At 59.0% G+C, this 22,709-nt stretch carries 25 protein-coding genes; 10 read left to right on the top strand and 15 right to left on the bottom strand.

Annotated features, from left to right (window positions below; translation table 11 throughout):
* Positions 1–112 precede the first annotated feature (112 nt).
* The 4 genes from WKI41_RS06635 to gatB all read right to left on the bottom strand — a co-directional run bounded on the left by WKI41_RS06635 (position 113) and on the right by gatB (position 3,217).
* Positions 113–511, bottom strand: a complete 399-nt coding sequence (locus WKI41_RS06635; RefSeq protein ID WP_306932353.1) for an NADH:ubiquinone oxidoreductase subunit NDUFA12 — start codon at positions 509–511, stop codon at positions 113–115.
* A gap of 105 nt (positions 512–616) precedes the next feature.
* A complete protein-coding gene (locus WKI41_RS06630; RefSeq protein ID WP_340192700.1) occupies positions 617–1,078 on the bottom strand; it encodes a GNAT family N-acetyltransferase in 462 nt (153 codons plus the stop codon).
* 4 nt (positions 1,079–1,082) lie between these two features.
* The gene (locus WKI41_RS06625) at positions 1,083–1,580 is read right to left on the bottom strand and encodes a GNAT family N-acetyltransferase (RefSeq protein ID WP_340192976.1); all 498 of its coding nucleotides are present in this window, start codon (positions 1,578–1,580) and stop codon (positions 1,083–1,085) included.
* A gap of 134 nt (positions 1,581–1,714) precedes the next feature.
* On the bottom strand, positions 1,715–3,217 hold the full coding sequence (gene gatB, locus WKI41_RS06620; protein ID WP_340192699.1) for an Asp-tRNA(Asn)/Glu-tRNA(Gln) amidotransferase subunit GatB: 1,503 nt from the start codon (positions 3,215–3,217) through the stop codon (positions 1,715–1,717).
* Positions 3,218–3,368: 151 nt separating this feature from the next.
* On the opposite strand from gatB, the gene WKI41_RS06615 reads away from it, so the two are divergent.
* Entirely contained in the window at positions 3,369–3,653 is a 285-nt protein-coding gene (locus WKI41_RS06615) for a DUF1294 domain-containing protein (protein ID WP_340192698.1), read from the top strand.
* Positions 3,654–3,675: 22 nt separating this feature from the next.
* Here the strand turns inward: WKI41_RS06615 and WKI41_RS06610 are convergent, their stop codons facing one another.
* Positions 3,676–4,185, bottom strand: a complete 510-nt coding sequence (locus WKI41_RS06610) for a GNAT family N-acetyltransferase (RefSeq protein WP_340192697.1) — start codon at positions 4,183–4,185, stop codon at positions 3,676–3,678.
* Positions 4,186–4,468: 283 nt separating this feature from the next.
* On the opposite strand from WKI41_RS06610, the gene WKI41_RS06605 reads away from it, so the two are divergent.
* On the top strand, positions 4,469–4,726 hold the full coding sequence (locus WKI41_RS06605) for a YjhX family toxin (RefSeq protein ID WP_340192696.1): 258 nt from the start codon (positions 4,469–4,471) through the stop codon (positions 4,724–4,726).
* 208 nt (positions 4,727–4,934) lie between these two features.
* On the opposite strand, the gene WKI41_RS06600 is transcribed toward WKI41_RS06605, so the two are convergent.
* The 5 genes from WKI41_RS06600 to WKI41_RS06580 all read right to left on the bottom strand — a co-directional run bounded on the left by WKI41_RS06600 (position 4,935) and on the right by WKI41_RS06580 (position 8,599).
* On the bottom strand, positions 4,935–5,405 hold the full coding sequence (locus tag WKI41_RS06600) for an SRPBCC family protein (protein WP_340192695.1): 471 nt from the start codon (positions 5,403–5,405) through the stop codon (positions 4,935–4,937).
* Positions 5,406–5,466: 61 nt separating this feature from the next.
* Positions 5,467–5,949 (bottom strand): GNAT family N-acetyltransferase, encoded by a 483-nt coding sequence (locus tag WKI41_RS06595; protein ID WP_340192694.1) that lies wholly within the window; start codon positions 5,947–5,949, stop codon positions 5,467–5,469.
* On the bottom strand, positions 5,943–7,424 hold the full coding sequence (gene gatA, locus WKI41_RS06590) for an Asp-tRNA(Asn)/Glu-tRNA(Gln) amidotransferase subunit GatA (RefSeq protein WP_340192693.1): 1,482 nt from the start codon (positions 7,422–7,424) through the stop codon (positions 5,943–5,945). The genes WKI41_RS06595 and gatA overlap by 7 nt, the downstream gene beginning before the upstream one ends.
* A gap of 57 nt (positions 7,425–7,481) precedes the next feature.
* The gene (gene gatC / locus WKI41_RS06585) at positions 7,482–7,769 is read right to left on the bottom strand and encodes an Asp-tRNA(Asn)/Glu-tRNA(Gln) amidotransferase subunit GatC (RefSeq protein WP_340192692.1); all 288 of its coding nucleotides are present in this window, start codon (positions 7,767–7,769) and stop codon (positions 7,482–7,484) included.
* Between the two features lie 125 nt (positions 7,770–7,894).
* Positions 7,895–8,599 carry a metal-dependent hydrolase gene (locus WKI41_RS06580; protein WP_340192691.1) on the bottom strand — a complete coding sequence of 235 codons (705 nt, stop codon included), beginning with the start codon at positions 8,597–8,599 and terminating at the stop codon, positions 7,895–7,897.
* An 80-nt stretch (positions 8,600–8,679) separates the two neighbouring features.
* Here WKI41_RS06580 and WKI41_RS06575 point away from each other — a divergent pair, with 80 nt between their 5' ends.
* Both WKI41_RS06575 and ruvX read left to right on the top strand, forming a co-directional pair.
* Positions 8,680–8,982, top strand: coding sequence for a zinc ribbon domain-containing protein YjdM (locus WKI41_RS06575; protein ID WP_340192690.1), 303 nt, complete (start codon positions 8,680–8,682; stop codon positions 8,980–8,982).
* A 9-nt stretch (positions 8,983–8,991) separates the two neighbouring features.
* A complete protein-coding gene (gene ruvX, locus WKI41_RS06570; RefSeq protein WP_340192689.1) occupies positions 8,992–9,480 on the top strand; it encodes a Holliday junction resolvase RuvX in 489 nt (162 codons plus the stop codon).
* Here ruvX and WKI41_RS06565 read toward each other — a convergent pair.
* The 5 genes from WKI41_RS06565 to WKI41_RS06545 all read right to left on the bottom strand — a co-directional run bounded on the left by WKI41_RS06565 (position 9,423) and on the right by WKI41_RS06545 (position 13,177).
* Positions 9,423–9,749 (bottom strand): DUF6105 family protein, encoded by a 327-nt coding sequence (locus WKI41_RS06565; RefSeq protein WP_340192688.1) that lies wholly within the window; start codon positions 9,747–9,749, stop codon positions 9,423–9,425. The two genes, ruvX and WKI41_RS06565, sit on opposite strands and share 58 nt — an antisense overlap.
* The gene (locus tag WKI41_RS06560) at positions 9,746–9,892 is read right to left on the bottom strand and encodes a hypothetical protein (RefSeq protein ID WP_340192988.1); all 147 of its coding nucleotides are present in this window, start codon (positions 9,890–9,892) and stop codon (positions 9,746–9,748) included. Before WKI41_RS06560 ends, WKI41_RS06565 begins: the two co-directional genes overlap by 4 nt.
* Before the next feature lie 236 nt (positions 9,893–10,128).
* Positions 10,129–10,779, bottom strand: a complete 651-nt coding sequence (locus WKI41_RS06555) for a TetR/AcrR family transcriptional regulator (protein ID WP_340192687.1) — start codon at positions 10,777–10,779, stop codon at positions 10,129–10,131.
* 131 nt (positions 10,780–10,910) lie between these two features.
* Positions 10,911–11,525 carry a GNAT family N-acetyltransferase gene (locus WKI41_RS06550; RefSeq protein ID WP_340192686.1) on the bottom strand — a complete coding sequence of 205 codons (615 nt, stop codon included), beginning with the start codon at positions 11,523–11,525 and terminating at the stop codon, positions 10,911–10,913.
* Positions 11,525–13,177, bottom strand: a complete 1,653-nt coding sequence (locus WKI41_RS06545; RefSeq protein WP_340192685.1) for an acyl-CoA dehydrogenase family protein — start codon at positions 13,175–13,177, stop codon at positions 11,525–11,527. Before WKI41_RS06545 ends, WKI41_RS06550 begins: the two co-directional genes overlap by 1 nt.
* Positions 13,178–13,306: 129 nt before the next feature.
* Here WKI41_RS06545 and WKI41_RS06540 point away from each other — a divergent pair, with 129 nt between their 5' ends.
* The 6 genes from WKI41_RS06540 to rnr all read left to right on the top strand — a co-directional run bounded on the left by WKI41_RS06540 (position 13,307) and on the right by rnr (position 22,675).
* Positions 13,307–14,248 carry an aspartate carbamoyltransferase catalytic subunit gene (locus WKI41_RS06540; RefSeq protein ID WP_340192684.1) on the top strand — a complete coding sequence of 314 codons (942 nt, stop codon included), beginning with the start codon at positions 13,307–13,309 and terminating at the stop codon, positions 14,246–14,248.
* Positions 14,245–15,537 (top strand): dihydroorotase, encoded by a 1,293-nt coding sequence (locus tag WKI41_RS06535; protein ID WP_340192683.1) that lies wholly within the window; start codon positions 14,245–14,247, stop codon positions 15,535–15,537. Before WKI41_RS06540 ends, WKI41_RS06535 begins: the two co-directional genes overlap by 4 nt.
* Positions 15,538–15,581: 44 nt before the next feature.
* Positions 15,582–16,199, top strand: coding sequence for a glycerol-3-phosphate 1-O-acyltransferase PlsY (plsY, locus tag WKI41_RS06530; RefSeq protein ID WP_340192682.1), 618 nt, complete (start codon positions 15,582–15,584; stop codon positions 16,197–16,199).
* 33 nt (positions 16,200–16,232) lie between these two features.
* On the top strand, positions 16,233–17,390 hold the full coding sequence (gene dprA, locus WKI41_RS06525) for a DNA-processing protein DprA (protein ID WP_340192681.1): 1,158 nt from the start codon (positions 16,233–16,235) through the stop codon (positions 17,388–17,390).
* 243 nt (positions 17,391–17,633) lie between these two features.
* Positions 17,634–20,324, top strand: coding sequence for a type I DNA topoisomerase (gene topA, locus WKI41_RS06520; protein ID WP_340192680.1), 2,691 nt, complete (start codon positions 17,634–17,636; stop codon positions 20,322–20,324).
* Positions 20,321–22,675 (top strand): ribonuclease R, encoded by a 2,355-nt coding sequence (rnr, locus tag WKI41_RS06515; protein ID WP_340192679.1) that lies wholly within the window; start codon positions 20,321–20,323, stop codon positions 22,673–22,675. The genes topA and rnr overlap by 4 nt, the downstream gene beginning before the upstream one ends.
* Positions 22,676–22,709: the final 34 nt, after the last annotated feature.

Genomic DNA, 22,709 nt, shown 5'->3' with positions numbered 1-22,709 from the left:
ATCAAAGCGCCCATCACGCCTAAAGATTGAATGTGGCAAAAGCGGGTGGCGGCCATAATGTAATGCCCGCCCATTTTTGCTCCGATTTGCAAGGAGCATGAGGCGAAGTGAATCAGCCGCCGGGCGTCCAGGCGTCGTAGTCACCGGTAACGCGCGGGCGTTCACCGGGAACAGCGATCGATCCCTTGGGACGGTAAGCCTGAGCGGAACCGGTCAGGTTTGGCTGGTGCTGCTTCTGCCAGTCGCGTGCGACATAGCTTTCTTTGCTCGGTGGCGTGTCGGTGCGGTAATGCATCCAGCCGTGCCAGCCGGGCGGAATTGCAGACGCTTCGGCATACCCGTTATAAATCACCCAACGGCGCGGCATGCCCCAGGAGGTGGTGCCGCCTTCATAATACGTGTTGCCGAACTCATCCTGCCCCACCTTCTTTCCGAAGCGCCATGTATGAAAGCGCGTTCCGATCGTCTGGCCGTTCCACCAGGTGAAGATTTGCAGCAGAAGAGTCTTCATTATCCGTTCCTCGGGCTTTTCAGGCGCGTCGCTTTCGCACTCGCACAGCCACAAGCTTATGACGTTGTCACCGACGATTGTCCAGCTTTTCCAACGTCGCGACGATTATTTCAACTTCAGCCGGAAGCCGAAATGACGCTTTTCGAAGCCCAGTCTCTCATAGAAGCGGTGGGCGTCGATGCGCGCCATATTGGAGGTGAGCTGCACACCCGCAAGGCCACGCCTTTCAGCCTCGGCAATGCAATAGCGGATCATCGTCGCGCCGATGCCCCGACCGCGCATATCTTCGCGTGTCTGCACCCCTTCCACCACCATCCACACCGCGCCACGCCCGGCGATCTTAGTGAGAATCACCGTCTGGAAGGTGCCGATCACCTGGCCCTCGAACTCCGCCACGTAGAGCGTTTCGATGGGCGACATGGCGATCACCCTGAAAGCAGCGAGATAGTCGGGCATTGCTGATTCATCGGTGGTGTCGCCATGGCCGCCCACATCATCGGCCGCAAACATCGCAGCGATTGCCGCGACATCCTCTTCGCGTGCTTCACGAATGATCAGACCGTCCATTCTCTTACCGCCTCAAGCTTTTTTCCATGACGATTCCCGGCATCCCCTCGACGCCCGCCATGCGCTCGATTCGATCTACCTCGGAGAATCCGACGCCTTCATAGAAGGTAATTGCGACAGTATTTTTAGGCTCGACTTCCAGCCGCATGATTTCCGCGTCGGGAAAGCAGGTTTCGAGTTCAGCGAAAAGATCGCGCCCCACACCCTGACGCTGGAACTGCGGATCGACATAAAGCTGATAGAGCAACGCAGTTTTCGCCATGCTGGTGGACATGACGGCATAGGCCATGCCGCCGATGCGCTTACCGTCATCGGCCACGAGAAACTCGCCGCCTTTTTTCTCGACCCGCTCTTTCAGGGCCGCTGGCGTGTGCCACAGCGCGATCATGTCGTTGACCTTGTCCGTGCCATAGATCGGATCATAGGTGGCGTGCCAGGTCTTCATCAACAAAGACCGGACCGGCTCGATATCGCGCTCGCTTGCGGTGCGAATGAAGAACACCATTGTTACTCCCATCAAAACAGAAAAGCCGGGAGTGATCCCGGCATTGCTAATCTTACCTTAACGTCACTTCGACGTGACACGAGGCCGACGAAGGAGAGCGCTGGCCTCTCAACGAGAGGCCGAACGCCGGCTTATTCCTCGATGCCGAGCTTGGCTTTCACTAGCTCCTGGACGGCCTGCGGGTTTGCCTTGCCGCCCGTCGCCTTCATCACCTGGCCGACGAACCAGCCGGCAAGCGTTGGCTTTGCCTTGACCTTCTCCACCTGATCCGGGTTCGCAGCGATGATTTCGTCCACGGCCTTTTCGATGGCACCGGTGTCGGTCACCTGCTTCATGCCGCGGCTTTCAACGATTTCCGCCGGGTTGCCGCCCTCGTTCCACACGATTTCGAACAGGTCTTTGGCGATCTTGCCGGAGATGGTGTTGGCCTTGATAAGGTCGATGATGCCGCCCAGTTGGTCAGGAGAAACCGGCGTTTCCTCAATGGACTTGCTGGACTTGTTCAGCGCGCCAAGGAGATCGTTGATAACCCAGTTGGCAGCTGTCTTCGGATCACGTCCGGCAGCTACAGCCTCATAATAATCGGCGATCGCCTTTTCCGAGACCAGGATCGATGCGTCATAGACGGAGAGGCCGAGTTCAGCCACGAAGCGCGCCTTCTTGTCGTCGGGCAGTTCCGGCAGACCGACCTTCAGGCTTTCCACAAAGGCATCGTCGAATTCCAGCGGCAGCAGGTCTGGATCGGGGAAATAGCGATAATCATGCGCATCTTCCTTGGATCGCATGGAGCGCGTCTCACCCTTACCCGGATCGAAGAGGCGGGTTTCCTGATCGATTGCGCCGCCATCTTCGAGAATGGCGATCTGTCGGCGGGCCTCATACTCGATCGCCTGACCGACGAAGCGGATGGAGTTGACGTTCTTAATTTCGCAACGCGTGCCGAAACCTTCGCCCGGACGGCGCACCGAAACGTTGACGTCAGCACGCATGGACCCTTCATCCATGTTGCCATCACAGGTGCCGAGATAGCGGACGATAGAGCGAAGCTTGGTCAGATAGGCTTTCGCCTCATCGGACGAGCGCATGTCCGGCTTGGAAACGATTTCCATCAACGCAACGCCGGAGCGGTTCAGATCGACAAACGACATGGTCGGATGTTGGTCGTGCATCGACTTGCCAGCGTCCTGCTCGAGATGCAACCGCTCGATACCGATTTCGATATCCTCGAAATTGCCCTGACGATCCGGACCGAGCGAAATCGTGATGGTGCCTTCACCGACGATCGGGTCCTTGAACTGCGAGATCTGATAGCCCTGCGGCAGGTCGGGATAGAAGTAGTTCTTGCGATCGAAGATGGAACGGTTGTTGATCTTGGCCTTGAGACCGAGGCCGGTGCGAACCGCCTGCGCCACGCACTCCTCGTTGATGACCGGCAACATGCCGGGCATGGCCGCATCGACGAGCGACACGTTGGAATTGGGCGCATTGCCGAAGGTCGTGGAAGCGCCGGAGAAGAGCTTCGAATTGGACAGAACCTGCGCGTGGACCTCCATGCCGATGACGATTTCCCAGTCGCCGGTGGCGCCGGGGATAAAACGTTTCGGGTCGGGTGTGCGAACGTCTACAAGGGTCATATCAAGCTCATACGATACGGAATTTCTATCCGTGGTGAGGTAGAGCAATTGGCCGGGAGGTGCAAGACTTCTAAGGCGCTTACGGCCAACGCGAGACCTTTTTACCGATCTGGAATGCCCACCGAGCGTCATTTAGATTATAGAGCCGATCATGACATTTATCCCTGCGGCTCTCGGCATCTATACCGTCGTCACCATCACTACCTTCACCCTGTTCTGGTGGGATAAGCGAGCAGCGCGGCGAGGCGCCAGGCGCATTCGAGAACGGACCCTGCTCCTCTTCGCGCTCATTGGCGGAAGTCTCGGCGCGGTGACAGCGCAACAGATGTTGCGTCATAAGACACGCAAGCAGCCATTTCGCGGACTGCTTTTGGCCATCGTCTTTCTTCACTTCGCATTGGCGGCACTGTGGACGTTTTTCGCCTGGAACGCGTGAGTATTCCCGAGCGGTCTTGCGATTAAAAAGACGGACCATAAGTCGTTATGTCGAATTCTTTCAACGCCTTGCGCAGACCGATGGTCTGGACTTCGCGGTCGAGCTTCCGGGCATATTTCATCGACAGCCAATTGACGTTGTAGCCATGCTTGCGAAAGAAGGACAGCGCGGCTTCGTTACTCGCGTGGCTCTCAAGCCCGATCGAGTAAAAGCCGGCGGCAAGGACCTGATATTCAACCGCACTGAGGAGCTTGCCGCCAAGCCCTTGTCGATGAAGCCGTGGATCGATCCAGAAGTCGGAGATCAGATCGTCGGAGTTTTCCCGCGCCGCCCAACCGGCGGGCGCGCCGTGTCTTTCGATTAGGAGGATGCGATGCCAGAAGGATTGGGTGAAACCGGCAAAGGCTTCCGCCGCGTTCGTTTCGAGAACGGCCGTCAGCCCCAGCGCAGAGCTTGCGACACGCCATGCCTGCAGGCCGATGGCCGCAAGATGCGGTGCATCCTGTTCATTTGCGTTGCGAATGACGATCACGTTCTGGTCCCGATGGCTCGACGAGATAAAGCATCGGCCCTGCGATTCTTCCAGTCAAACCGGAAATACCGCGTGAATTCCGCCGATTCTTGACGGAAAGACCGCAAGCGCTTAATCAGAAAACGACCAACTTTGGAGTTTTGATGTTCTCTCAATCGGAGTCCCGGTAGAGGCCCTGCCCGCAAGTCTCTTGCGTGCCGGGCCATGTTGAAATCGAGCCGGATGCCAATGGCAGCCGGGTTTGTTTTCACGCGTCCACATGGACGCAAGCCGGATTCCAACCATGGACATTTCCCGCGCAGAACAGCGCATCCTTCACTTGCTCGCGCAAGGCGGCAGAATTGAACTGACGCGAGACGAGAACTGCAGAATCGAGAAAGTCGTGCTTTACACGCGCGGCGGCTGGGTTTTCAGCGGGCTCGACCTCATCACCTTCCGCAAACTGAAGAGCAAAAGAGCAATCTCGTCCTCCAGAAGCCAGCCTTATCGTATCACCACGCGTGGGCTGGAGCTGGTGAGAGGTCAACTCGACAATAGCTGAGAACAAGGGGCGGCGGTCAGACACCCGCCGCTCCTCCTCTCAAGCTTCCGCCGGCACGTTCTGGACGAGGGGACAGCTTGGCTTCAGGTTTCTCATCGGGCTGGCTACAGCATCGGCCCGAAAATCGAAACCGATTTTCGGAAAGCACGGTGCGTAGATTCAAAAAAGGGAAAGCGTCCTTTGTGCGTCCAATAGGACGCACGGCGCTTTAGATGGTCGCAACGAGTGCTGCCAGTTGATCTGTGGCAGCGCCCCAGCCTTCATGAAAGCCCATGGCTTCGTGCGCCTTCTTGTCTTCTTCCGTCCAGTGGCGTGCCATGGCTGTGTATTTGGTCCGGCCATCGCCTAGCGGTTCAAGAAGGACAATGCCCGTCATGAAGGGCTTTTCCGATGGTACCCAGGCGGTCTTGAACGCGTCGGTGAAGACGATCTTTTCATTCGGCACGACTTCAAGATAAACCCCGCGGTTTTCGACCTCTTCGCCGTTCGGTCCGTTCATGACGATGACGCTGGTCCCGCCAGCACGAACATCAAGTTCAGCGTGAGACACGCGCCAGGGCTTGGGACAAAACCATTGTTTCAAAAGTTCCGGATCAGTCCAGGCGCGAAAAATTTTCTCCGGCGTCGCGTCAATCTCGCGCATCAGGATGAGTTCATGCCTCGCGGTTTCAGATGTCATTATCGCCTCCCGTGATAGTGTCACCCAGCATAACAGAGGATCAACGGAGAAAAAGGCCGCTTTAGAGAGGTTTTTCCAGCCGGACCTTCTGAAGCTCGACCTTCATGCTTTCCGACCACTGTGCGCCCTGCCAGACGATGCGAAAACCGCAGCGTTCATAGGCGCGGATAGCGTTGACGTTCCTAGCATGGGTAGCGATCTTCGCGGCCGGGAGATGGGAGCGGCGCATCTCGTCGAGGAAATACTTGACGAGGACTCGGCCAATGCCCCTGCCCTGATAGTCTGGATCGACCCAGATGTCGGAGATATAGTCCGGGTCTCCAGCGCGAGCACCCCAGCCAATGACGAAGCCGCCGATCTCGGCAATGACGACATCGCAGTTGGTTTCACGCGCGAAAACTTCAAACTCGCCGCGCTCGATCACGATCGGATCCAGATAAGTATCTTCAAATGCGCTGCTCGATTGCCAGGCGCGAATACCGACGAGGCCGACCGCTTCGCGATCGGTCTCTGTCATGGCTCGAATTGTAAGACCCGTTACCACCACTTGGCGGGCGTGAACTTGCCCGCTGCCTGCTCGATGGCATGCGCCGTCTTGAACAGCGTTTCTTCCTCGAAGGGCTTGCCAATCAGTTGAAGGCCGAGTGGAAGGCCCTTGCCGTCAAGGCCAGCCGGAACGGAAAGACCTGGCAAGCCCGCCATGTTGACGGTGATGGTGAAGACGTCCTGCAGGTACATCTTGACCGGATCGGAGGCCAGTTCCTTATCGCCGATCTCAAAAGCCGAGGATGGCGTGATCGGCGCGAGAACAGCGTCGACGCCTTCGTGGAAGACGTTCTCGAAGTCGCGCTTGATCAGCGTGCGGACCTTCTGCGCCTTGAGATAATAGGCGTCGTAGTAGCCGGCGGACAGCACATAGGTGCCAACCATGATACGGCGCTTCACTTCCGAGCCGAAGCCGGCAGCGCGGCTCTTCTCATACATGTCGGCAATATCCTTGCCATCGACCCGGAGGCCGTAGCGAACACCGTCATAGCGGGCAAGGTTGGAGGACGCTTCGGCAGGTGCGACGATGTAATAGGCCGGCAGCGCATATTTGGTGTGGGGCAGCGAGATATCGACAACCTCGGCACCGGCGTCCTTCAGCCAGGCGATGCCCTGTGCCCAAAGCTTTTCAATTTCTTCCGGCATGCCATCGACGCGGTACTCCTTCGGAATACCGATCTTGAGCCCCTTCAGCGACTGGCCCATGGCCTTCTCGTAATCCGGTATCGGCAGATCGACGGACGTGGTGTCCTTTGCATCAACGCTTGCCATGGACTTCAGCAGAATTGCCGCATCGCGAACATCGCGAGCAATCGGACCTGCCTGATCGAGCGAGGATGCGTAAGCGACGATGCCCCAGCGCGAGCAGCGGCCGTAGGTGGGCTTGATGCCGACAGTGCCGGTGAATGCTGCGGGCTGACGGATGGAGCCGCCGGTATCGGTTGCGGTGGCGCCGGCGCAAAGATGCGCGGCAACGGCTGCCGCAGAACCACCGGAAGAGCCGCCAGGAACGAGGTTCTTTTCGGAGCCTTCGGCGCGCCAAGGGTTCACAACCGGACCGTAATAGGAGCTCTCGTTCGACGAGCCCATGGCGAATTCGTCCATGTTGAGCTTGCCGAGAAGGACAGCGCCGTCGTCCCAGAGGTTCTGGGTCACTGTGGATTCGTATTTCGGCTTGAAGCCGTCCAGCACATGCGAGCAGGCCTGGGTGTGGATGTCACGGGTAGCGAACAAATCCTTGACGCCAAGCGGAATACCTTCAAGCGCACCGCCATTACCCGCAGCAAGCTTCTCGTCGGACGCCTTCGCCATGTCACGCGCCTTGTCATGCGTCGTCACGACATAGGCGTTCAGCTTGTCATTGGCGGCGTCGATGGCGGTCAGATACGCATCCGTCAGCTCAACGGCGGAGAATTCCTTGGACTTCAGTCTATCACGCGCTTCGGCAATGGTGAGGCTGGTCAGTTCGGTCATATCGGCAACAGCTTTCGAAACTTTTGAATTTTCAACGTGGGAGCAAACGAAAAGCGCTTACTCGACCACCTTCGGAACCATGAAGAAATTGCGATCGGTGGCTGGCGCATTGGCAACGATGTCTTCGGCCTTGTCGCCATCTGTCACAGCGTCGGGGCGTTTCTTCATCGCAACCGGCGTCACCGAGGTCATCGGCTCGACGCCGTCCACATTCACTTCCGAAAGTTGCTCCACGAAGCCGAGAATACCGTTCAACTGACCAAGCATGGTGCTGGCCTCTTCTTCGCTGACGGCAATGCGGGAAAGGCGCGCGACGCGCTTCACGGTGGCAAGATCGACGGACATGGTTCTACTCCAGTCAAGAATTTTCTACCCGCTATAATGACCATGTCCGCCCTTCGCAACGGTAGAAAGCGTGTCGCGGCCCTCTGCGGCGCAGTTTTGGGCCGGGACACGCTGATGCCGGCTCATCAGAATGACAGGACTTGTCCAACCTTGGGGACATCCACGCGCGTCTGCGAACCGTCCATGCCGGACACGAACTTGTCGGCAGTCTGATCGACGATTGGGAATGAACCGTAGTGGCAGGGAATGGCATGGCGGAACTTGAAGAAGCGCTGGCAGGCAAGAGCTGCCACTGCACCGCCCATCGTGAAGCGATCGCCAACGGGAACGAGGCCGACTTCCGGCTCGTGCAACTCGTTGATCAGTGCCATGTCCGAGAAGATATCCGTGTCGCCGAGATGATAGACGGATGGGCCATCTTCGAAATGCAGCATGAGGCCATTGGCATTGCCAAGCGAATGCGACACACCGTCTTCCGTGATCTGCGCGGAGGAGTGCAGCGCATTGGTGAACGTGACCGAAAAGCCGTCGAAGCCCACCGTGCCACCAGTGTTGCCCATTTCAAGCTTCTGGACGCCCTTGGAGCCGAGCCATGCAGCAAGGTCTGCGTTGGCCAGCACCGTTGCGCCGGTCTCTTCTGCGAGCCGCACCGTGTCTCCCACGTGGTCGCCGTGACCATGCGTCAACAGAATATGAGTAATACCGTTTGCAGCATCCTTGGCGTTCTGTCCGGCAAAGCCTGGATTCCCGGTGAAAAACGGATCAATCAGGATCTTTGCGTGACCCGTTTCAATGCGGAAAGCGGAATGGCCGAGCCAGGTGATTTTCATCGAAGTTCTCCTTTGTGTTCTCGTCATACTATGAGATAGGACGAGCCATAAGACCCAAAGCCTTATTTTGGAGCGATAAGATGGCCGCAGATAATGACGACTATGTGTATGACGAGGTGAGCGGCGAATGGCGCCCTGCGTCGGAAGTTGCGGCGGCTGCAGCCACGGCGACCGAGGTTCGAGACGCGGCCGGCAATCTGCTCGCAGATGGCGATTCCGTCACTCTGATCAAGGACTTGAAGGTCAAAGGCACGAGCACCACGCTGAAGCAGGGTACTGTCATCAAGTCGATCCGACTGACAGAAAACCCTGAAGAGATCGATTGCAAGAGTGATGCGGTCAAAGGGTTGGTGCTGCGCACGGAATTCGTCCGCAAGAGATAAGGGGACTGCATGGCAACGCTGACGATCGAAGAACTGGCTGAGACCTTGGGCCCCGGACAGGCGATTGCCGGTCTCGATCTCGGCACCAAGACGATCGGTCTTGCTATGTCGGATCTGTCGCGGCGGTTCGCTACCCCTCGCCCGGTGCTCAAGCGGATCAAGTTTACCCAGGATGCTGCACTTCTCCTGGATTTCGCCGCTAAGGAAAAGGTTGCGGCCTTCGTCATTGGTCTGCCGATGAACATGGATGGCTCTGCCGGTCCGCGCGTTCAGGCGACCCGCGCCTTCGTTCGCTCGATGAGCGAAAAGACCGATATTCCTTTCATCTTCTGGGATGAAAGGCTGTCCACCGTAGCAGCCGAACGAGCGCTCCTGGAAATGGACGTTTCGCGGGCAAAGCGCGCCGAGCGGATCGATTCCGCCGCAGCAAGCTTCATCCTTCAGGGTGCCTTGGATCGGCTGTCCATGCTGGCAAGAGACGCGTCGACAGAAGGTTGACGCGCACGCCACCACGACGCAATCGCCTTGCGCTTGCGAAATGCGATAATCGCGAAAACGATCAGGCTATCGACCGCAATGGCGCGCGCCACGAGCGGCGGGATCGTTTCCGGCGGAATGCCGAGGACATTGCCGTAAATCTGGAAGACCAGATCATGGGTCTGCCTTGTCAGCATAAAAAAGCCGAAGCTCATATCGTAATAAGATAGACCATACCAACTGGTGAGCAGAAGCACGGGACCGGCCCACAATATCAGAAACCACTTCATGCCATCTGCTCCCCGGACAGGCTCGTTGCAGCCGTCCGTTCGTCAGGCAGAACTGCAATGACACCCCAGCGCAGCAAAGCCATGATGCACAGGTTCAGCGTCGGCGCATTGAGATCGAGTGGTAGCAGGGCGAAAAACGTCATTATGACGCTCAAAGGTATCCAGCGGCTCACAGCGCTTCCTTCTCATCCAGCTCGGAATTCGTGGTTAACAAATCGTTAACAGCATGAACCGAAGGTTAATGAGGGGCAAACGAAACCTGCATTTATGGTTAATGCGAGATGCCGCGCTGTGGACAAACGACGATAGTGCACACGCCGTTGCCACGGCCAACGGCGTTAAGTTCAATTGATAGGGAAGTAACTCCGGGTCCGCCGGATCAGCCGTAAAGCGCCCTAATGATACGCTTAACCGCGGTGGCGATCTTGTCCCAATCCTTGTCACTTTTTAGCGACACCCCGGAAAACTGGCCATTCGTCGTTCCGGCAATGACGAGGTGCTGGATTGAGGCGAAAAGGAGTGCATTGAGCACGAGTGGATCGGCACCCTTGGGCGGCTGGAGCGAGCCGCGCATGCGCTCGATCCATCTGACCAGCGCCTTCGAGCGGGCGTCCGCCAGTTGCTTGACCTGTTCCGTCTGCTCGGAGAGTTCCCAGGCAATGATCTTGCAGACCAATGGATCGGCGCGAAGCGCATCGAGATAGGAGAGCATCAGCCGTTCCATCAGGTCGCCATAGGTCAGCAGGAACATGCCGCCTGTATCTTCCGGAATACGGTCCTGCACCCAGGAGCCGAGATCCTCGCCGATGGCTGAAACCAGGCCTTCGAGACCGCTAAAATAACGATAGATCAGCTGCTTGTCGCAACCGGCGCGACGCGCCACGGCATTGATGCCGAAACCCTGGAAGCCCTCCTCCGCCAAGAGCGACTTTGCCGCAGCAAAGATCGCCTTCTCCGTCGCGGCGCGATCCTTGATGCGCTTTTCCGGCGCAGGCGACATGAGGGCGGCAGTGCCATCGATGGCGAGCATGGCTTTTCCGAATCTCCGATTGGTGACCTATCCTGCGCGGTTAGCAAAGAGTTAACAACACGACAATCGAGACGAAGCCTAGCAACCCTGGCTTTCCTGTGGATGGTGGAAAAAACGGCGGTCTACCGGGCTCAGGCGTCCAACAACATGCCGAACCATGCGGTACCCGCCGGCATTCCGGCAAGCGGCGAGAATCCACGCGACTGCCAGAAGGCGATGCCATTGTGATTTTCAGGATTGGCGCCGAGATGGATGCCCGAGATCCCCTTGCTCCGTGCCATCTCCACCCAAATCGACAACAGCCGAGAACCGCCGCCGGTGCCTCGCGCTCGCTCCAAGAGGTTCATGTGGATATGAGCGGGATACTTCTGAACTACCGCGACAGGCATGCGAGACGGCTGGTGGATGAAAGCGACACGCTTGCGGTGTTCTTCGGGCAGACGATTATCCTCTGCTTCCGCGAGAGGATAGTGTTCGCGCAGCTTCGGCCACCAATCCTGCTCAAGCTGTTCTTCGTAAGTCGCAGTGTCCGTGGCTCCGACTATGTAGCCGCAGACGCCCTGCTCATCTTCTGCGACGAAAGCGCTGTCTGGACAAAGATGGAGATAAGGCACGGCATAGATACTACCGACGAGCTTATCGTCGGCGTAGAGATGCGAGGCATCCTTGCCCGCGTCGCCAGTCGCAAGGCAGGTGGCGTAAAGCGCCTCCTCGTCTCTTAGAACGGCTTTGCGGAACGTCAGCATCACGACACCGGCGGGTAGAGCAGATCGATAATGTATGTCGGGTCGAAGCGGCTATCGAGCATGCCATAGGTGTGGCGCCAGCCGCCCGCCAAGCGGGTTTCAAGGAAGGCATCGGCGATGCGCCCTGCCCCGATGCGGCAGAGTTCGGCAGCGGCGGCGGCAAGAGCAAACTGCTCCACCAGCAGACGGGCAGCGCCCTCGTCACGCTCACATAGCGCAATTGCGGCGCGCAGCACGTCCGTGGTTTTTTTTCCCGATGGGCCGAGGTCGCGTTCAAGCGTTTCGAAAACGAGATCGAAGAGATCCTTGCCGCGCTGAAGCACGCGCAGCACATCGAGCGCCATCACATTGCCTGAGCCTTCCCAAATGGCGTTGACCGGGGCTTCACGGTAGTGACGGGCAATCGGACGGTCTTCGACATAGCCGTTGCCGCCAAGGCTTTCCATCGCCTCATAGATCAGGGCTGGCGCGATCTTGCAGCACCAGTACTTGACGATCGGCGTCATCACGCGGGCGTAAGCCGCTTCCGCAGGGTTGCTACGGGCGCTGTCGAAGGCAGTTGCGAGGCGGAAGGACAAGGCCGTCGCGGCAGCGACATCAAGCGCCATGTCCGCTAGCACGCGCGTCATCACCGGCTGGTTGACGAGCGGCTTGCCAAAGACCGAACGACCTCGGGCAAAATGAACGGCTTCCGCGAGCGACGCGCGCATCATGCCGGAAGACGCCAGTGCGCAGTCGAGCCGCGTCAATGTCACCATGTCGAGAATCGTGCGAATGCCGGCACCGGGCTCACCCAGAAGATAGCCGAATGCGTCGCTGAATTCGACTTCGGCCGACGCGTTGGAGCGGTTGCCTAGCTTGTCTTTCAGGCGTTGGAAATGCAGCCCGTTCGCCGATCCGTCTTCCAGAAAGCGCGGCACCAGGAAGCAGCCCATGCCGTCGCTCATCTGCGCCAGCATGACGAAGCCGTCGCTCATCGGGGCCGACAGAAACCACTTGTGGCCGGAGAGTCGATAGATGCCCTCGCCCACCCGCTCTGCCGTTGTGCGGTTGGCCCGCACATCCGTGCCGCCCTGCTTCTCCGTCATGCCCATCCCGATCGTCACGGCCGTCTTCTGCATCGCAGGCTTTTGCGAGGAATCATATTTGCGCGAGAGGATCTTCGGCGCCCATTCGTTCTGAACGCGAGGCGATGCCATCAAAGCGGCAACCGAGGCATGGGTCATGGTCAGCGGGCAGAGATGGCCCGCTTCCAGTTGCGCCGTCAGATAGAACTTGGTGGCTCGAGCCTTGTGCTCGTTGCCACGCGTATCGGCGGAGTTTTCCCAGGCGGCGCTGTGCAGGCCGGACGACATGGAGCGCCGCATCAGCGCATGCCACGCGGGGTGGAACTCCACCTGATCGAGACGTTCGCCACGCGGGCCGTGGGTGTGCAGCTGCGGCGTGCTGCGATTTGCCATGCGCGCCAGTTCCTGGGCTTCGGCAGAGGTAACGTAACGACCGATCTGGTCCAGCTCGTCGCGAAGCGGGCGCGAAAGATTGGAGGTCAGATCAACGATCAAAGGGTCGGACCGATAGGCATTGATCCCGGACCAGAGGCTAGGCTGGTTCAGTTCTGCAAGCTGTTCTTCAGTCCGGTTCATGTCTGTCATCGTGTACTTTTATCGGGATTTGCAATTAAATGCCTAGATAGGCTCGCTCCCGGCTTATCCCATGCTTGCCGACAAAGCCACCTGTCTTTATAGACCGCGACTGACTATTCCGGCCCGGAGGACAGTTCCATGGTCTATTTTCCCCATCGCCATCTGCTTGGCATCAAGGGGCTTTCCCATCAGGATATCACGCTTCTTCTCGACAAGGCCGACGAGGCCGTGAAGATCAGCCGACAGCGCGAAAAGAAGACCTCCACGCTTCGCGGGCTAACGCAGATCAACCTGTTCTTCGAAGCCTCGACCCGCACGCAATCCTCCTTCGAACTGGCCGGCAAGAGGCTGGGTGCCGACGTCATGAACATGTCCGTCGGTAACTCTTCGGTGAAGAAGGGAGAGACGCTGATCGATACCGCCATGACGCTGAATGCCATGCGACCAGATGTTCTGATCGTGCGCCATTCATCCGCTGGTGCGGCAGCGCTTTTGGCGCAGAAGGTCGCCTGCTCGGTCGTCAATGCCGGCGATGGTCAGCATGAGCATCCCACCCAGGCACTTCTCGACGCGCTAACGATCCGGCGCGCCAAGGGCGGCATCTCCGGCATGACGGTGGCCATTTGCGGCGACGTGCTGCATTCGCGGGTCGCCCGTTCCAACATCATTCTCCTGAACCAGATGGGCGCTCGGGTGCGTGTCGTCGCGCCACCGACGCTCCTGCCTTCTGGCATCGCCGACATGAGTGTCGAAGTCTATCACGACATGAAGGAAGGCCTGAAAGGCGCCGACGTGGTAATGATGCTGCGCCTCCAGCGCGAGCGCATGGCCGGCTCCTTCGTGCCGTCGGTGCGCGAATATTTCCACTACTACGGCCTTGATGCGGAAAAGCTGAAGGCCGCGAAGGAAGATGCGCTTGTCATGCATCCCGGCCCGATGAACCGCGGCGTGGAAATTGCTTCCGAAGTCGCAGACGGTCCGCAGAGCGTCATCGAAGCCCAAGTGGAAATGGGTGTTGCCGTTCGCATGGCGGTTATGGAAACGCTTCTTCTTTCGCAGAACCAGGGAGAGCGCGTATGAGTGCCGCGACCGTCCTCACTAATGTACGCATCATCGACCCGTCGCGCGGTCTCGATGAGACCGGCACGATCATCATCGATGCTGACGGCAACATCCTGGCGGCTGGCAAGGACGCGCAGAACCAGGGTGCGCCAGAGGGCTCCACGGTCCGTGACGCCAAAGGCCTCGTTGCCGTTCCTGGACTGGTCGATGCCCGTGTCTTCGTCGGCGAACCGGGTGCCGAACACCGTGAAACAATCGAGTCCGCCTCGCGTGCGGCCGCTGCTGGTGGCGTGACCAGCATCATCATGATGCCGGATACCGATCCGGTCATCGATGACATCGCGCTGGTGGAGTATGTGAAGAAGACCGCGCGCGACAAGGCTGTCGTTAACGTGCATCCGGCAGCGGCTCTGACCAAGGGTCTGCTGGGCGAGGAAATGACCGAGTTCGGGATGCTGAAGGAAGCGGGTGCGGTTGCCTTCACCAATGGCCGCAAGGCGCTGTCCGATACGCTGGTGCTGCGTCGTGCCATGACCTATGCGCGCGAGCTCGGCGCGGTCATCTCGCTCGAGACCCGCGACAAATATATCGGCAATGGGGACATGAACGAAGGGCTGCTCGCAAGCTGGCTCGGCCTTCCCGGCATTCCCAAGGAGGCCGAAATCATTCCGCTGGAGCGCGACCTGCGCATCGCGGCACTCACCCGCGCCAACTACCACGCCGCCAAGATTTCAGTGCCGGAATCAGCAGAAGCCCTCAAGCTCGCCAAGGATCGCGGCGCGAAGGCGACCTGCGGCATCTCGATCAACCATCTGACGCTCAACGAGAACGACATCGGCGAATACCGCACCTTCTTCAAGCTCTCACCACCGCTGCGCGCCGAAGACGATCGCGTCGCCATGGTCGAGGCGCTGAAGAACGGCACCATCGATATCATTGTCTCGTCGCATGATCCGCAGGATGTCGATACCAAGCGCCTGCCCTTCTCGGATGCGGCAAGCGGCGCGATCGGACTGGAAACCATGTTGGCGGCAGCGCTTCGCCTGTATCACAGCGATCAGGTACCGCTCATGCGCCTGATCGACGCGCTCTCGACCCGGCCGGCGCAGATCTTCGGGCTGGATGCCGGAACGCTCAAGCCCGGTGCTAGGGCCGATATCACGCTGATCGATCTTGATGAGCCATGGCTGGTTTCAGAAAAGAAGCTGGTATCGCGCTCCAAGAACACGCCATTCGAGGATGCGCGTTTCAGCGGGCGCGCAGTCGCGACATATGTTGCGGGCAAGCTCGTTCATTCATTGCAGTAATAAATGGTGGTGCGCCACGACGCACTAAAGAGGGGACGTAGAACATGACTGCATTGACCACTTGGGAGACAGCGCCAGCGTTTCTCGCTTTTGCCGCTATCATCGGTTACCTCCTCGGCTCCATTCCTTTCGGCTTGCTTCTGACGCGGGCGGCAGGTCTCGGCGATGTTCGCCAGATCGGCTCGGGAAATATCGGCGCGACCAATGTGCTGCGCACCGGCAATAAGAAGCTCGCTGCGGCAACCCTTCTCTGCGATGCGCTTAAAGGAACGGCGGCCGTGCTGATTGCCAATGCGCTATGGGGATATGAGGCGTCGCTGGTGGCGGGCTTCTTCGCATTTCTTGGTCACCTCTTCCCCGTCTGGCTTGGCTTCAAGGGTGGCAAGGGAGTCGCGACCTATATTGGCGTTCTCCTGGGTGCCGCTCCACTGATGATGCTGGCATTCGCCGCCATCTGGCTGATCACTGCCTTTGTCACCAAATATTCTTCTCTCTCGGCGCTGGTTGCGATGCTGGTCATCCCGATCGTCCTGTGGATTCTGGGGCCGGAGAAGACGGCACTACTGGTGACGATCCTCAGTATCATTTCCTGGTACATGCACCGCGAAAACATCAAGCGGCTGCTGGCCGGTACGGAAAGCAAGATCGGCAAGAAAGGTTGAGACTTTATTGTGTCGCAACGTTCGGGGGCAGACATGTCGCGTGATCAAGAAACGAAGCGCGGCATCGCCCTGACCGAAAAGCAAAAGCTTTCCTGGCTGCGGCTGATCCGCAGCGACAATATCGGCCCCGTCACGTTTCGTGATCTGATCAATCACTTCGGCAGCGCCGAGGCGGCGCTGGAGGCTTTACCAGATCTTTCCCGCCGTGGTGGGTCTGCACGCAGCCCCCGCATTGCCACGCTCGCTGAGGCCGAACGCGAAATGGAAACAGCGACACGGTTTGGCGCACGCTTCATCGGCATCGGAGAAGCGGACTATCCGCCTGCGCTGCGCGAGATCGACGGTGCACCACCGCTGATCGCGATGAAGGGTTCGAGTGCTGCAGTCATTCGCCCGTCGCTCGGGATCGTTGGCTCTCGCAACGCGTCTATCAACGGCGCGAAGTTTGCGGCCATGCTGGCAAGGCAATGCGGACAGGCGGGCTACACCATTGCGTCCGGTCTTGCCCGCGGCATCGATGCCGCGGCTCATTCGGCCAGCCTCTCGACCGGCACGGTCGCCATGCTGGCGGGTGGCTTGGACAAGCCCTACCCGCCTGAAAACTATCGCTTGCTGGATGACATCTACGCCAATGGCGGTGCTACCATCAGCGAAATGCCGTTTGGCTGGGAGCCGCGTGCGCGAGACTTTCCGAGGCGTAACCGGCTGATCGCCGGTGTTTCGCTCGGCGTGCTGATCGTCGAGGCTGCGGAACGCTCGGGCTCTCTCATCACCGCGCGGCTGGCTGGAGATTTCGGCCGTCTCGTCTTCGCGGTGCCGGGATCACCGCTCGATTCTCGCTGCCACGGCACCAACCGGTTGATCAAGGACGGCGCGACGTTGGTAACGGAGGCCGCCGATATTCTCGATGCGCTCTCGCCAATGATGGAGCCTCGCTTCGATCTGCCACAGGTCGTCCGAGAAGGTACTGAACATCAGCCCATGTCTCAAGCGGGAGACCATCACGCAGGTGACAGGGAGCGCGCCATCCTTGCCGACGCCCTCGGCCCCTCGCCCGTCGAAACGGACGACATCATTCGTCACACCGGCCTGCCCGCGGCAACCGTCTATTTCCTGCTTCTTGAGTTCGATATTGCCGGCAAGTTGAACCGACACTCGGGTGGACGAGTTTCGATGATCATGGCGGATTAAGACGCCAAGGGGCCGCTCAAGCAAAGCTTCCGCCTGGTGGCGAACGGGAGCGTTGCGCCAATCAAAAATTGTCTTTGCGTCGGAAAAATTCCGAAAGTTGCATATAGGCGAGAAGATAGAAAAACGGGCTCTCCCCCTTGACCGGAGCGCATTACCTGTCCATGTCGAAATAAAAGGAAGGCGTTGTTGCGTGCGCAATAAGCGACGATGCCGGTTAACGGACATGTTTCCAGAGAAAAAAATATGAATGTCGTCGTCGTAGAATCTCCGGCAAAAGCCAAGACGATCAACAAGTATCTCGGCCCCGGCTATAAGGTTCTTGCATCGTTCGGCCATGTGCGGGATCTCCCCGCCAAGGATGGTTCGGTTCTCCCCGACCAGGATTTCGAAATGTCCTGGGAGGTCGATCCCGCGTCGCAGAAACGCATGAAAGATATCGCCGATGCCGTGAAGGCATCCGATGGACTGTTCCTGGCGACCGACCCTGATCGCGAGGGAGAAGCTATTTCCTGGCACGTTCTGGACCTTCTGAAAAAGAAGAAGGTTATCGGCGACAAGCCGGTCAAGCGCGTGGTGTTCAACGCTATCACCAAGAAGGCCGTTCTGGATGCGATGGCCGAGCCGCGTGACATCGACGTTCCGCTTGTCGATGCCTATCTTGCCCGCCGCGCGCTGGATTACCTCGTCGGCTTCAATCTGTCGCCGGTTCTATGGCGCAAGCTGCCGGGTGCGCGTTCCGCTGGACGCGTGCAGTCGGTCGCGCTTCGCCTTGTCTGCGATCGCGAATCCGAAATCGAGCGGTTCGTCTCGGAAGTATACTGGAACATTTCCGCACTCCTGAAGACACCGCGTGGCGACGAGTTCGAAGCCAAGCTCGTTTCGGCGGATGGCAAGCGCTTGCAGGGCAAGTCGATCAAAACTGGCGACGATGCGACCCGGCTGAAGACCTTGCTTGAAGGCGCAAGCTACGTTGTCGATACGGTCGAGGCAAAGCCTGTCAAGCGCAATCCCGGCCCGCCCTTCACCACATCGACGCTGCAGCAGGCCGCCTCCTCGCGTCTCGGCTTCTCCGCATCGCGCACCATGCAGGTGGCACAGCGGCTTTATGAAGGTATCGATATCGGTGGCGAGACCGTCGGTCTCATTACTTATATGCGTACCGATGGTGTGCAGATGGCACCCGAGGCGATCGATGCTGCGCGACGCGCGATCGGCGATCAGTTTGGCGAACGCTATGTGCCGGAGAAGGCGCGTTTCTACTCGACCAAGGCCAAGAATGCCCAGGAAGCCCACGAGGCTATACGCCCGACGGACTTCAATCGCTCGCCGGACAAGGTGAAGCGTTACCTCGATTCCGATCAGCTTCGTCTCTACGATCTGGTCTGGAAGCGCGGTATTGCGAGCCAGATGGCCTCTGCCGAGATCGAACGCACGACGGTTGAAATTCTTGCCGATAACAAGGGTGAGAAGGCCGGTCTTCGCGCCGTCGGCTCGGTCATCCGTTTCGATGGCTTCATAGCCGCCTATACGGACCAGAGGGAAGATGGCGAGCAGAGCGATGACAGCGAAGACGGCGGTCGTCTTCCGCAGATCAATGCTCGTGAAAACCTTGCCAAGCAGAAGATCAATGCGAGCCAGCACTTCACCGAGCCGCCACCGCGCTACTCGGAAGCATCGCTGATCAAGAAGATGGAAGAGCTCGGCATCGGTCGCCCCTCCACTTATGCCGCGACGCTGAAGACGCTGAGCGACCGCGAGTACATCGTCGTCGACAAGCGCAAGCTGATCCCGCATTCGCGCGGTCGGCTGGTGACGGCCTTCCTCGAGAGCTTCTTCACCCGCTACGTAGAGTATGATTTTACCGCGGATCTGGAAGAGAAGCTCGATCGGATTTCGGCAGGCGAACTAGACTGGAAGCAGGTTCTTCGCGATTTCTGGAAAGACTTCTTCGCTCAGATCGAAGACACCAAGGAACTGCGCGTCACCAATGTTCTCGACGCTCTGAATGAGGTGCTGGCACCGTTGGTCTTCCCCAAGCGCGAGGACGGTTCCGATCCGCGCATCTGCCAGGTGTGCGGCACCGGCAACCTGTCGCTGAAGCTCGGCAAATATGGCGCTTTCGTCGGCTGCTCGAACTATCCGGACTGCAACTATACCCGCCAGCTGACCTCGGATGGGGCGGAGGCGGAAGCCGCAGCACTGAACGAGCCGAAGGCGCTCGGCGCCGATCCGATGACCGGCGAAGAATTGACGCTGCGTTCCGGTCGTTTCGGACCCTATGTCCAGCGTGGCGACGGCAAGGAAGCCAAGCGTGCATCGCTGCCCAAGGGATGGAAGCCGGAAGAAATCGATCATGAGAAGGCGCTCGCGCTGATCAACCTGCCACGCGATATCGGCAAGCATCCGGAATCCGGCAAGATGATTTCTGCCGGCATCGGTCGCTATGGTCCGTTCCTGATGCATGACGGTGGTTACGCCAATCTGGAGAGCGTTGAAGACGTGTTCTCCATCGGCCTCAACCGCGCCGTGACCGTCATTGCTGAAAAGAAGGCAGCGCCCGGCCGTGGCCGCGCGTCCACGCCTGCTGCACTAAAGACTCTGGGCGATCACCCAGACGGCGGCGCGATTACCGTCCGCGACGGTCGCTTTGGTCCTTACGTGAACTGGGGCAAGGTCAACGCGACGATCCCCAAGGCACAGTCTCCTGATACAGTGACGCTGGACGAAGCGCTGGTGCTGATTGCTGAGCGCATTGCCAAGACCGGGGGCAAGCCGGTCAAGGCGAAGAAGGCACCGGCAAAGAAGAAGGCCGAAGGCGACGCAGACGCCAAGCCCGCAAAGGCGAAAACGGCCAGCAAGACCAAGGCGACTGCCAAGCCTAAGGCCGCAGCCAAGCCGAAAACCGCAGCAAAAACCAAGAAGGCCGCATCGTGAGCAAAGCACCGCGTCAGAAACAGAATTCCGCCAATGACGGTTTCGGACGCACCGCTCGCTCAAAGCGCGTGAATGAAAGCGAAGGCATCATCCATGGGGAAGTGCCTTCGCGCGAAGTTCTGCTGAAGTTCATTGCCGAACATCCGCAGCAGGCCTCCAAGCGCGAAATCGCCAAGGCTTTCGGCCTGAAAGGCGACACCCGCGTGGTGCTCAAAGCTCTGCTGAAGGAGCTTGAAGGCGACGGCATGGTGCAGAAGAACCGCAAGTCGCTGATGCGGCCGGGTGGCCTACCGCCTGTGACGGTTCTCGACATCACCACGCGGGACAAGGATGGCGAGTTGATCGGCCGCCCTGCCGAATGGCCGGAAGACCAGGGCGCGGCACCCGCTGTGCTGATCCGCCAGTCGTCACAGGACCGTGGCAAGAAGGGACCGGCGGCGGGCTTGAATGACCGCGTGCTGGCCAAGATTTTCCCTTCCAAGGATCGTAGTGGGCCTGCCTACACCGCCCGCGTCATCAAGCTGATCGATCGCCGCCAGAGCGCGCTGATCGGCGTATTCAAGGAGCAGCCCGGCGGTGGTGGCCGCCTGATGCCGGTAGACCGGCGGGGCGAAGAACTGGTAATCGATCCCGATGGCGTTGGAGATGCCAAGGACGGCGATCTGATCGAAGTCGATGTATCGCGCAACAGCGGACGTTATGGCCTGAAGCGTGCCAAGGTGCTTTCCGTGATTGGCTCGGTGGCGTCTGAAAAGGCCATTTCGATGATCGCGATCTATGGGCACGGTATTCCGCACATCTTCCCGCAGAATGTTCTGGCGGAAGCGGATGCGGCAAAGCCCGCCACCATGGCGCACCGTGAGGACTGGCGCGATCTGCCGCTGATCACAATAGACCCGGCGGACGCCAAGGATCATGACGATGCGGTCTATGCCGAGCCCGATACCTCGCCTGACAATCCCGATGGTGTCATCGTCACCGTGGCGATTGCCGATGTGTCCTATTACGTTCGTTCCGGCGCGCCGCTCGACCGCGAAGCGCTGAAGCGCGGCAACTCCGTCTATTTTCCCGATCGCGTCGTGCCGATGCTGCCAGAGCGGATTTCCAACGATCTCTGCTCGCTGAAGGAAGGCGTCGATCGGCCAGCGCTCGCGGTTCGAATGGTGTTTTCGAAAGAAGGCCGCAAGGCGTCTCATACATTCCATCGCATCATGATGAAGAGTGCGGCCAAGCTCTCCTATCAGCAGGCGCAGGCGGCGATCGACGGTAAGCCAGACGACAAGACCGGCCCGATGCTGGAGCCGATCCTAAAGCCGCTGTGGCGCGCCTATGAGGTGATGAAGCGCGGGCGCGATCGTCGCCAGCCGCTCGAACTCGACATGCCGGAACGCAAAATCGTGCTGCGCAGCGATGGCACCGTCGACAAGGTCATCATTCCCGAACGTCTCGACGCCCACAAGCTGATCGAAGAAATGATGATTCAGGCGAACGTTTCTGCAGCGGAGACGCTGGAAAAGAAGAAGCAGCCGCTTGTCTATCGCGTTCACGACGCTCCCACCCTTGCCAAGCAGGAGACGCTGCGCGAATTTCTTGCAACGCTCGGCATCACCATGGCCAAGGGCGGTCAGGTGCGCGCCAACTCCTTCAACGGTATTCTGGCACGCGCGGAAGACACGCCTCATCAGATCATGGTCAATGAGATGGTCCTGCGGTCGCAGAGCCAGGCGATCTACAGCCCTGACAATATCGGACACTTCGGCCTGAACCTGATGAAGTATGCGCACTTCACCTCGCCCATTCGCCGCTACGCCGACCTGATCGTGCATCGGGCTCTCGTCGGATCGCTCGGGCTTGGTGAAGGCGGCATCACGCCGCAGGAAGAAGCGACGCTCGCCGATATCGCCGCTGAGATTTCCACCTTCGAACGCCGTGCCATGGCAGCCGAACGCGACACCATCAACCGCCTGATCGCTCACCATCTTTCCGAGCGCGTCGGCGAGGAATTCGAGGGCCGGATCGGCGGCGTCACGAAAGCGGGACTATTTGTCGCGCTTCCACAGTTTGGCGCAGACGGCTTCGTTCCTATATCTACGATCGGGACCGACTATTTCATCTACGACGAGGCGCATCAGGCACTGACGGGTGAAAAGACCGGCCTTGGCTTCCAGCTTGGCGATACGGTCCAGGTTCGTTTGGCAGAAGCCGTACCGCTGGCAGGTGCACTTCGCTTTGAGATGTTGAGTGAAGGGCGCAAGATGCCCACAGCAACACGATCCTTCCACAAGACGGCGCGCCGGGGTGGAGGGCGCCCGGCGGCTCCGGGAACGAGGCCGCCGCGTAGGAAACACTGAAGCATTGTCCCGTGGCAATATCGGCAACAATGTC

Origin of the sequence: Agrobacterium larrymoorei, from assembly GCF_037722385.1 — a bacterium.
Classification (GTDB): Bacteria; Pseudomonadota; Alphaproteobacteria; order Rhizobiales; family Rhizobiaceae; genus Agrobacterium; species Agrobacterium larrymoorei_C.
Note: the sequence above shows the minus strand (reverse complement) of the source record. Positions and strands in the feature narration are given on the sequence as shown.

Coding starts and splice junctions, on each gene's coding strand:
- WKI41_RS06635 (WP_306932353.1), bottom strand. CDS start 511: ATGAAGACTCTTCTGCTGCAAATCTTCACCTGGTGGAACGGCCAGACG.
- WKI41_RS06630 (WP_340192700.1), bottom strand. CDS start 1,078: ATGGACGGTCTGATCATTCGTGAAGCACGCGAAGAGGATGTCGCGGCA.
- gatB (WP_340192699.1), bottom strand. CDS start 3,217: ATGACCCTTGTAGACGTTCGCACACCCGACCCGAAACGTTTTATCCCC.
- WKI41_RS06615 (WP_340192698.1), top strand. CDS start 3,369: ATGACATTTATCCCTGCGGCTCTCGGCATCTATACCGTCGTCACCATC.
- WKI41_RS06605 (WP_340192696.1), top strand. CDS start 4,469: ATGGACATTTCCCGCGCAGAACAGCGCATCCTTCACTTGCTCGCGCAA.
- WKI41_RS06600 (WP_340192695.1), bottom strand. CDS start 5,405: ATGACATCTGAAACCGCGAGGCATGAACTCATCCTGATGCGCGAGATT.
- gatA (WP_340192693.1), bottom strand. CDS start 7,424: ATGACCGAACTGACCAGCCTCACCATTGCCGAAGCGCGTGATAGACTG.
- gatC (WP_340192692.1), bottom strand. CDS start 7,769: ATGTCCGTCGATCTTGCCACCGTGAAGCGCGTCGCGCGCCTTTCCCGC.
- WKI41_RS06580 (WP_340192691.1), bottom strand. CDS start 8,599: ATGAAAATCACCTGGCTCGGCCATTCCGCTTTCCGCATTGAAACGGGT.
- WKI41_RS06575 (WP_340192690.1), top strand. CDS start 8,680: ATGGCCGCAGATAATGACGACTATGTGTATGACGAGGTGAGCGGCGAA.
- ruvX (WP_340192689.1), top strand. CDS start 8,992: ATGGCAACGCTGACGATCGAAGAACTGGCTGAGACCTTGGGCCCCGGA.
- WKI41_RS06565 (WP_340192688.1), bottom strand. CDS start 9,749: ATGAAGTGGTTTCTGATATTGTGGGCCGGTCCCGTGCTTCTGCTCACC.
- WKI41_RS06560 (WP_340192988.1), bottom strand. CDS start 9,892: ATGACGTTTTTCGCCCTGCTACCACTCGATCTCAATGCGCCGACGCTG.
- WKI41_RS06555 (WP_340192687.1), bottom strand. CDS start 10,779: ATGCTCGCCATCGATGGCACTGCCGCCCTCATGTCGCCTGCGCCGGAA.
- WKI41_RS06550 (WP_340192686.1), bottom strand. CDS start 11,525: ATGCTGACGTTCCGCAAAGCCGTTCTAAGAGACGAGGAGGCGCTTTAC.
- WKI41_RS06545 (WP_340192685.1), bottom strand. CDS start 13,177: ATGACAGACATGAACCGGACTGAAGAACAGCTTGCAGAACTGAACCAG.
- WKI41_RS06540 (WP_340192684.1), top strand. CDS start 13,307: ATGGTCTATTTTCCCCATCGCCATCTGCTTGGCATCAAGGGGCTTTCC.
- WKI41_RS06535 (WP_340192683.1), top strand. CDS start 14,245: ATGAGTGCCGCGACCGTCCTCACTAATGTACGCATCATCGACCCGTCG.
- plsY (WP_340192682.1), top strand. CDS start 15,582: ATGACTGCATTGACCACTTGGGAGACAGCGCCAGCGTTTCTCGCTTTT.
- dprA (WP_340192681.1), top strand. CDS start 16,233: ATGTCGCGTGATCAAGAAACGAAGCGCGGCATCGCCCTGACCGAAAAG.
- topA (WP_340192680.1), top strand. CDS start 17,634: ATGAATGTCGTCGTCGTAGAATCTCCGGCAAAAGCCAAGACGATCAAC.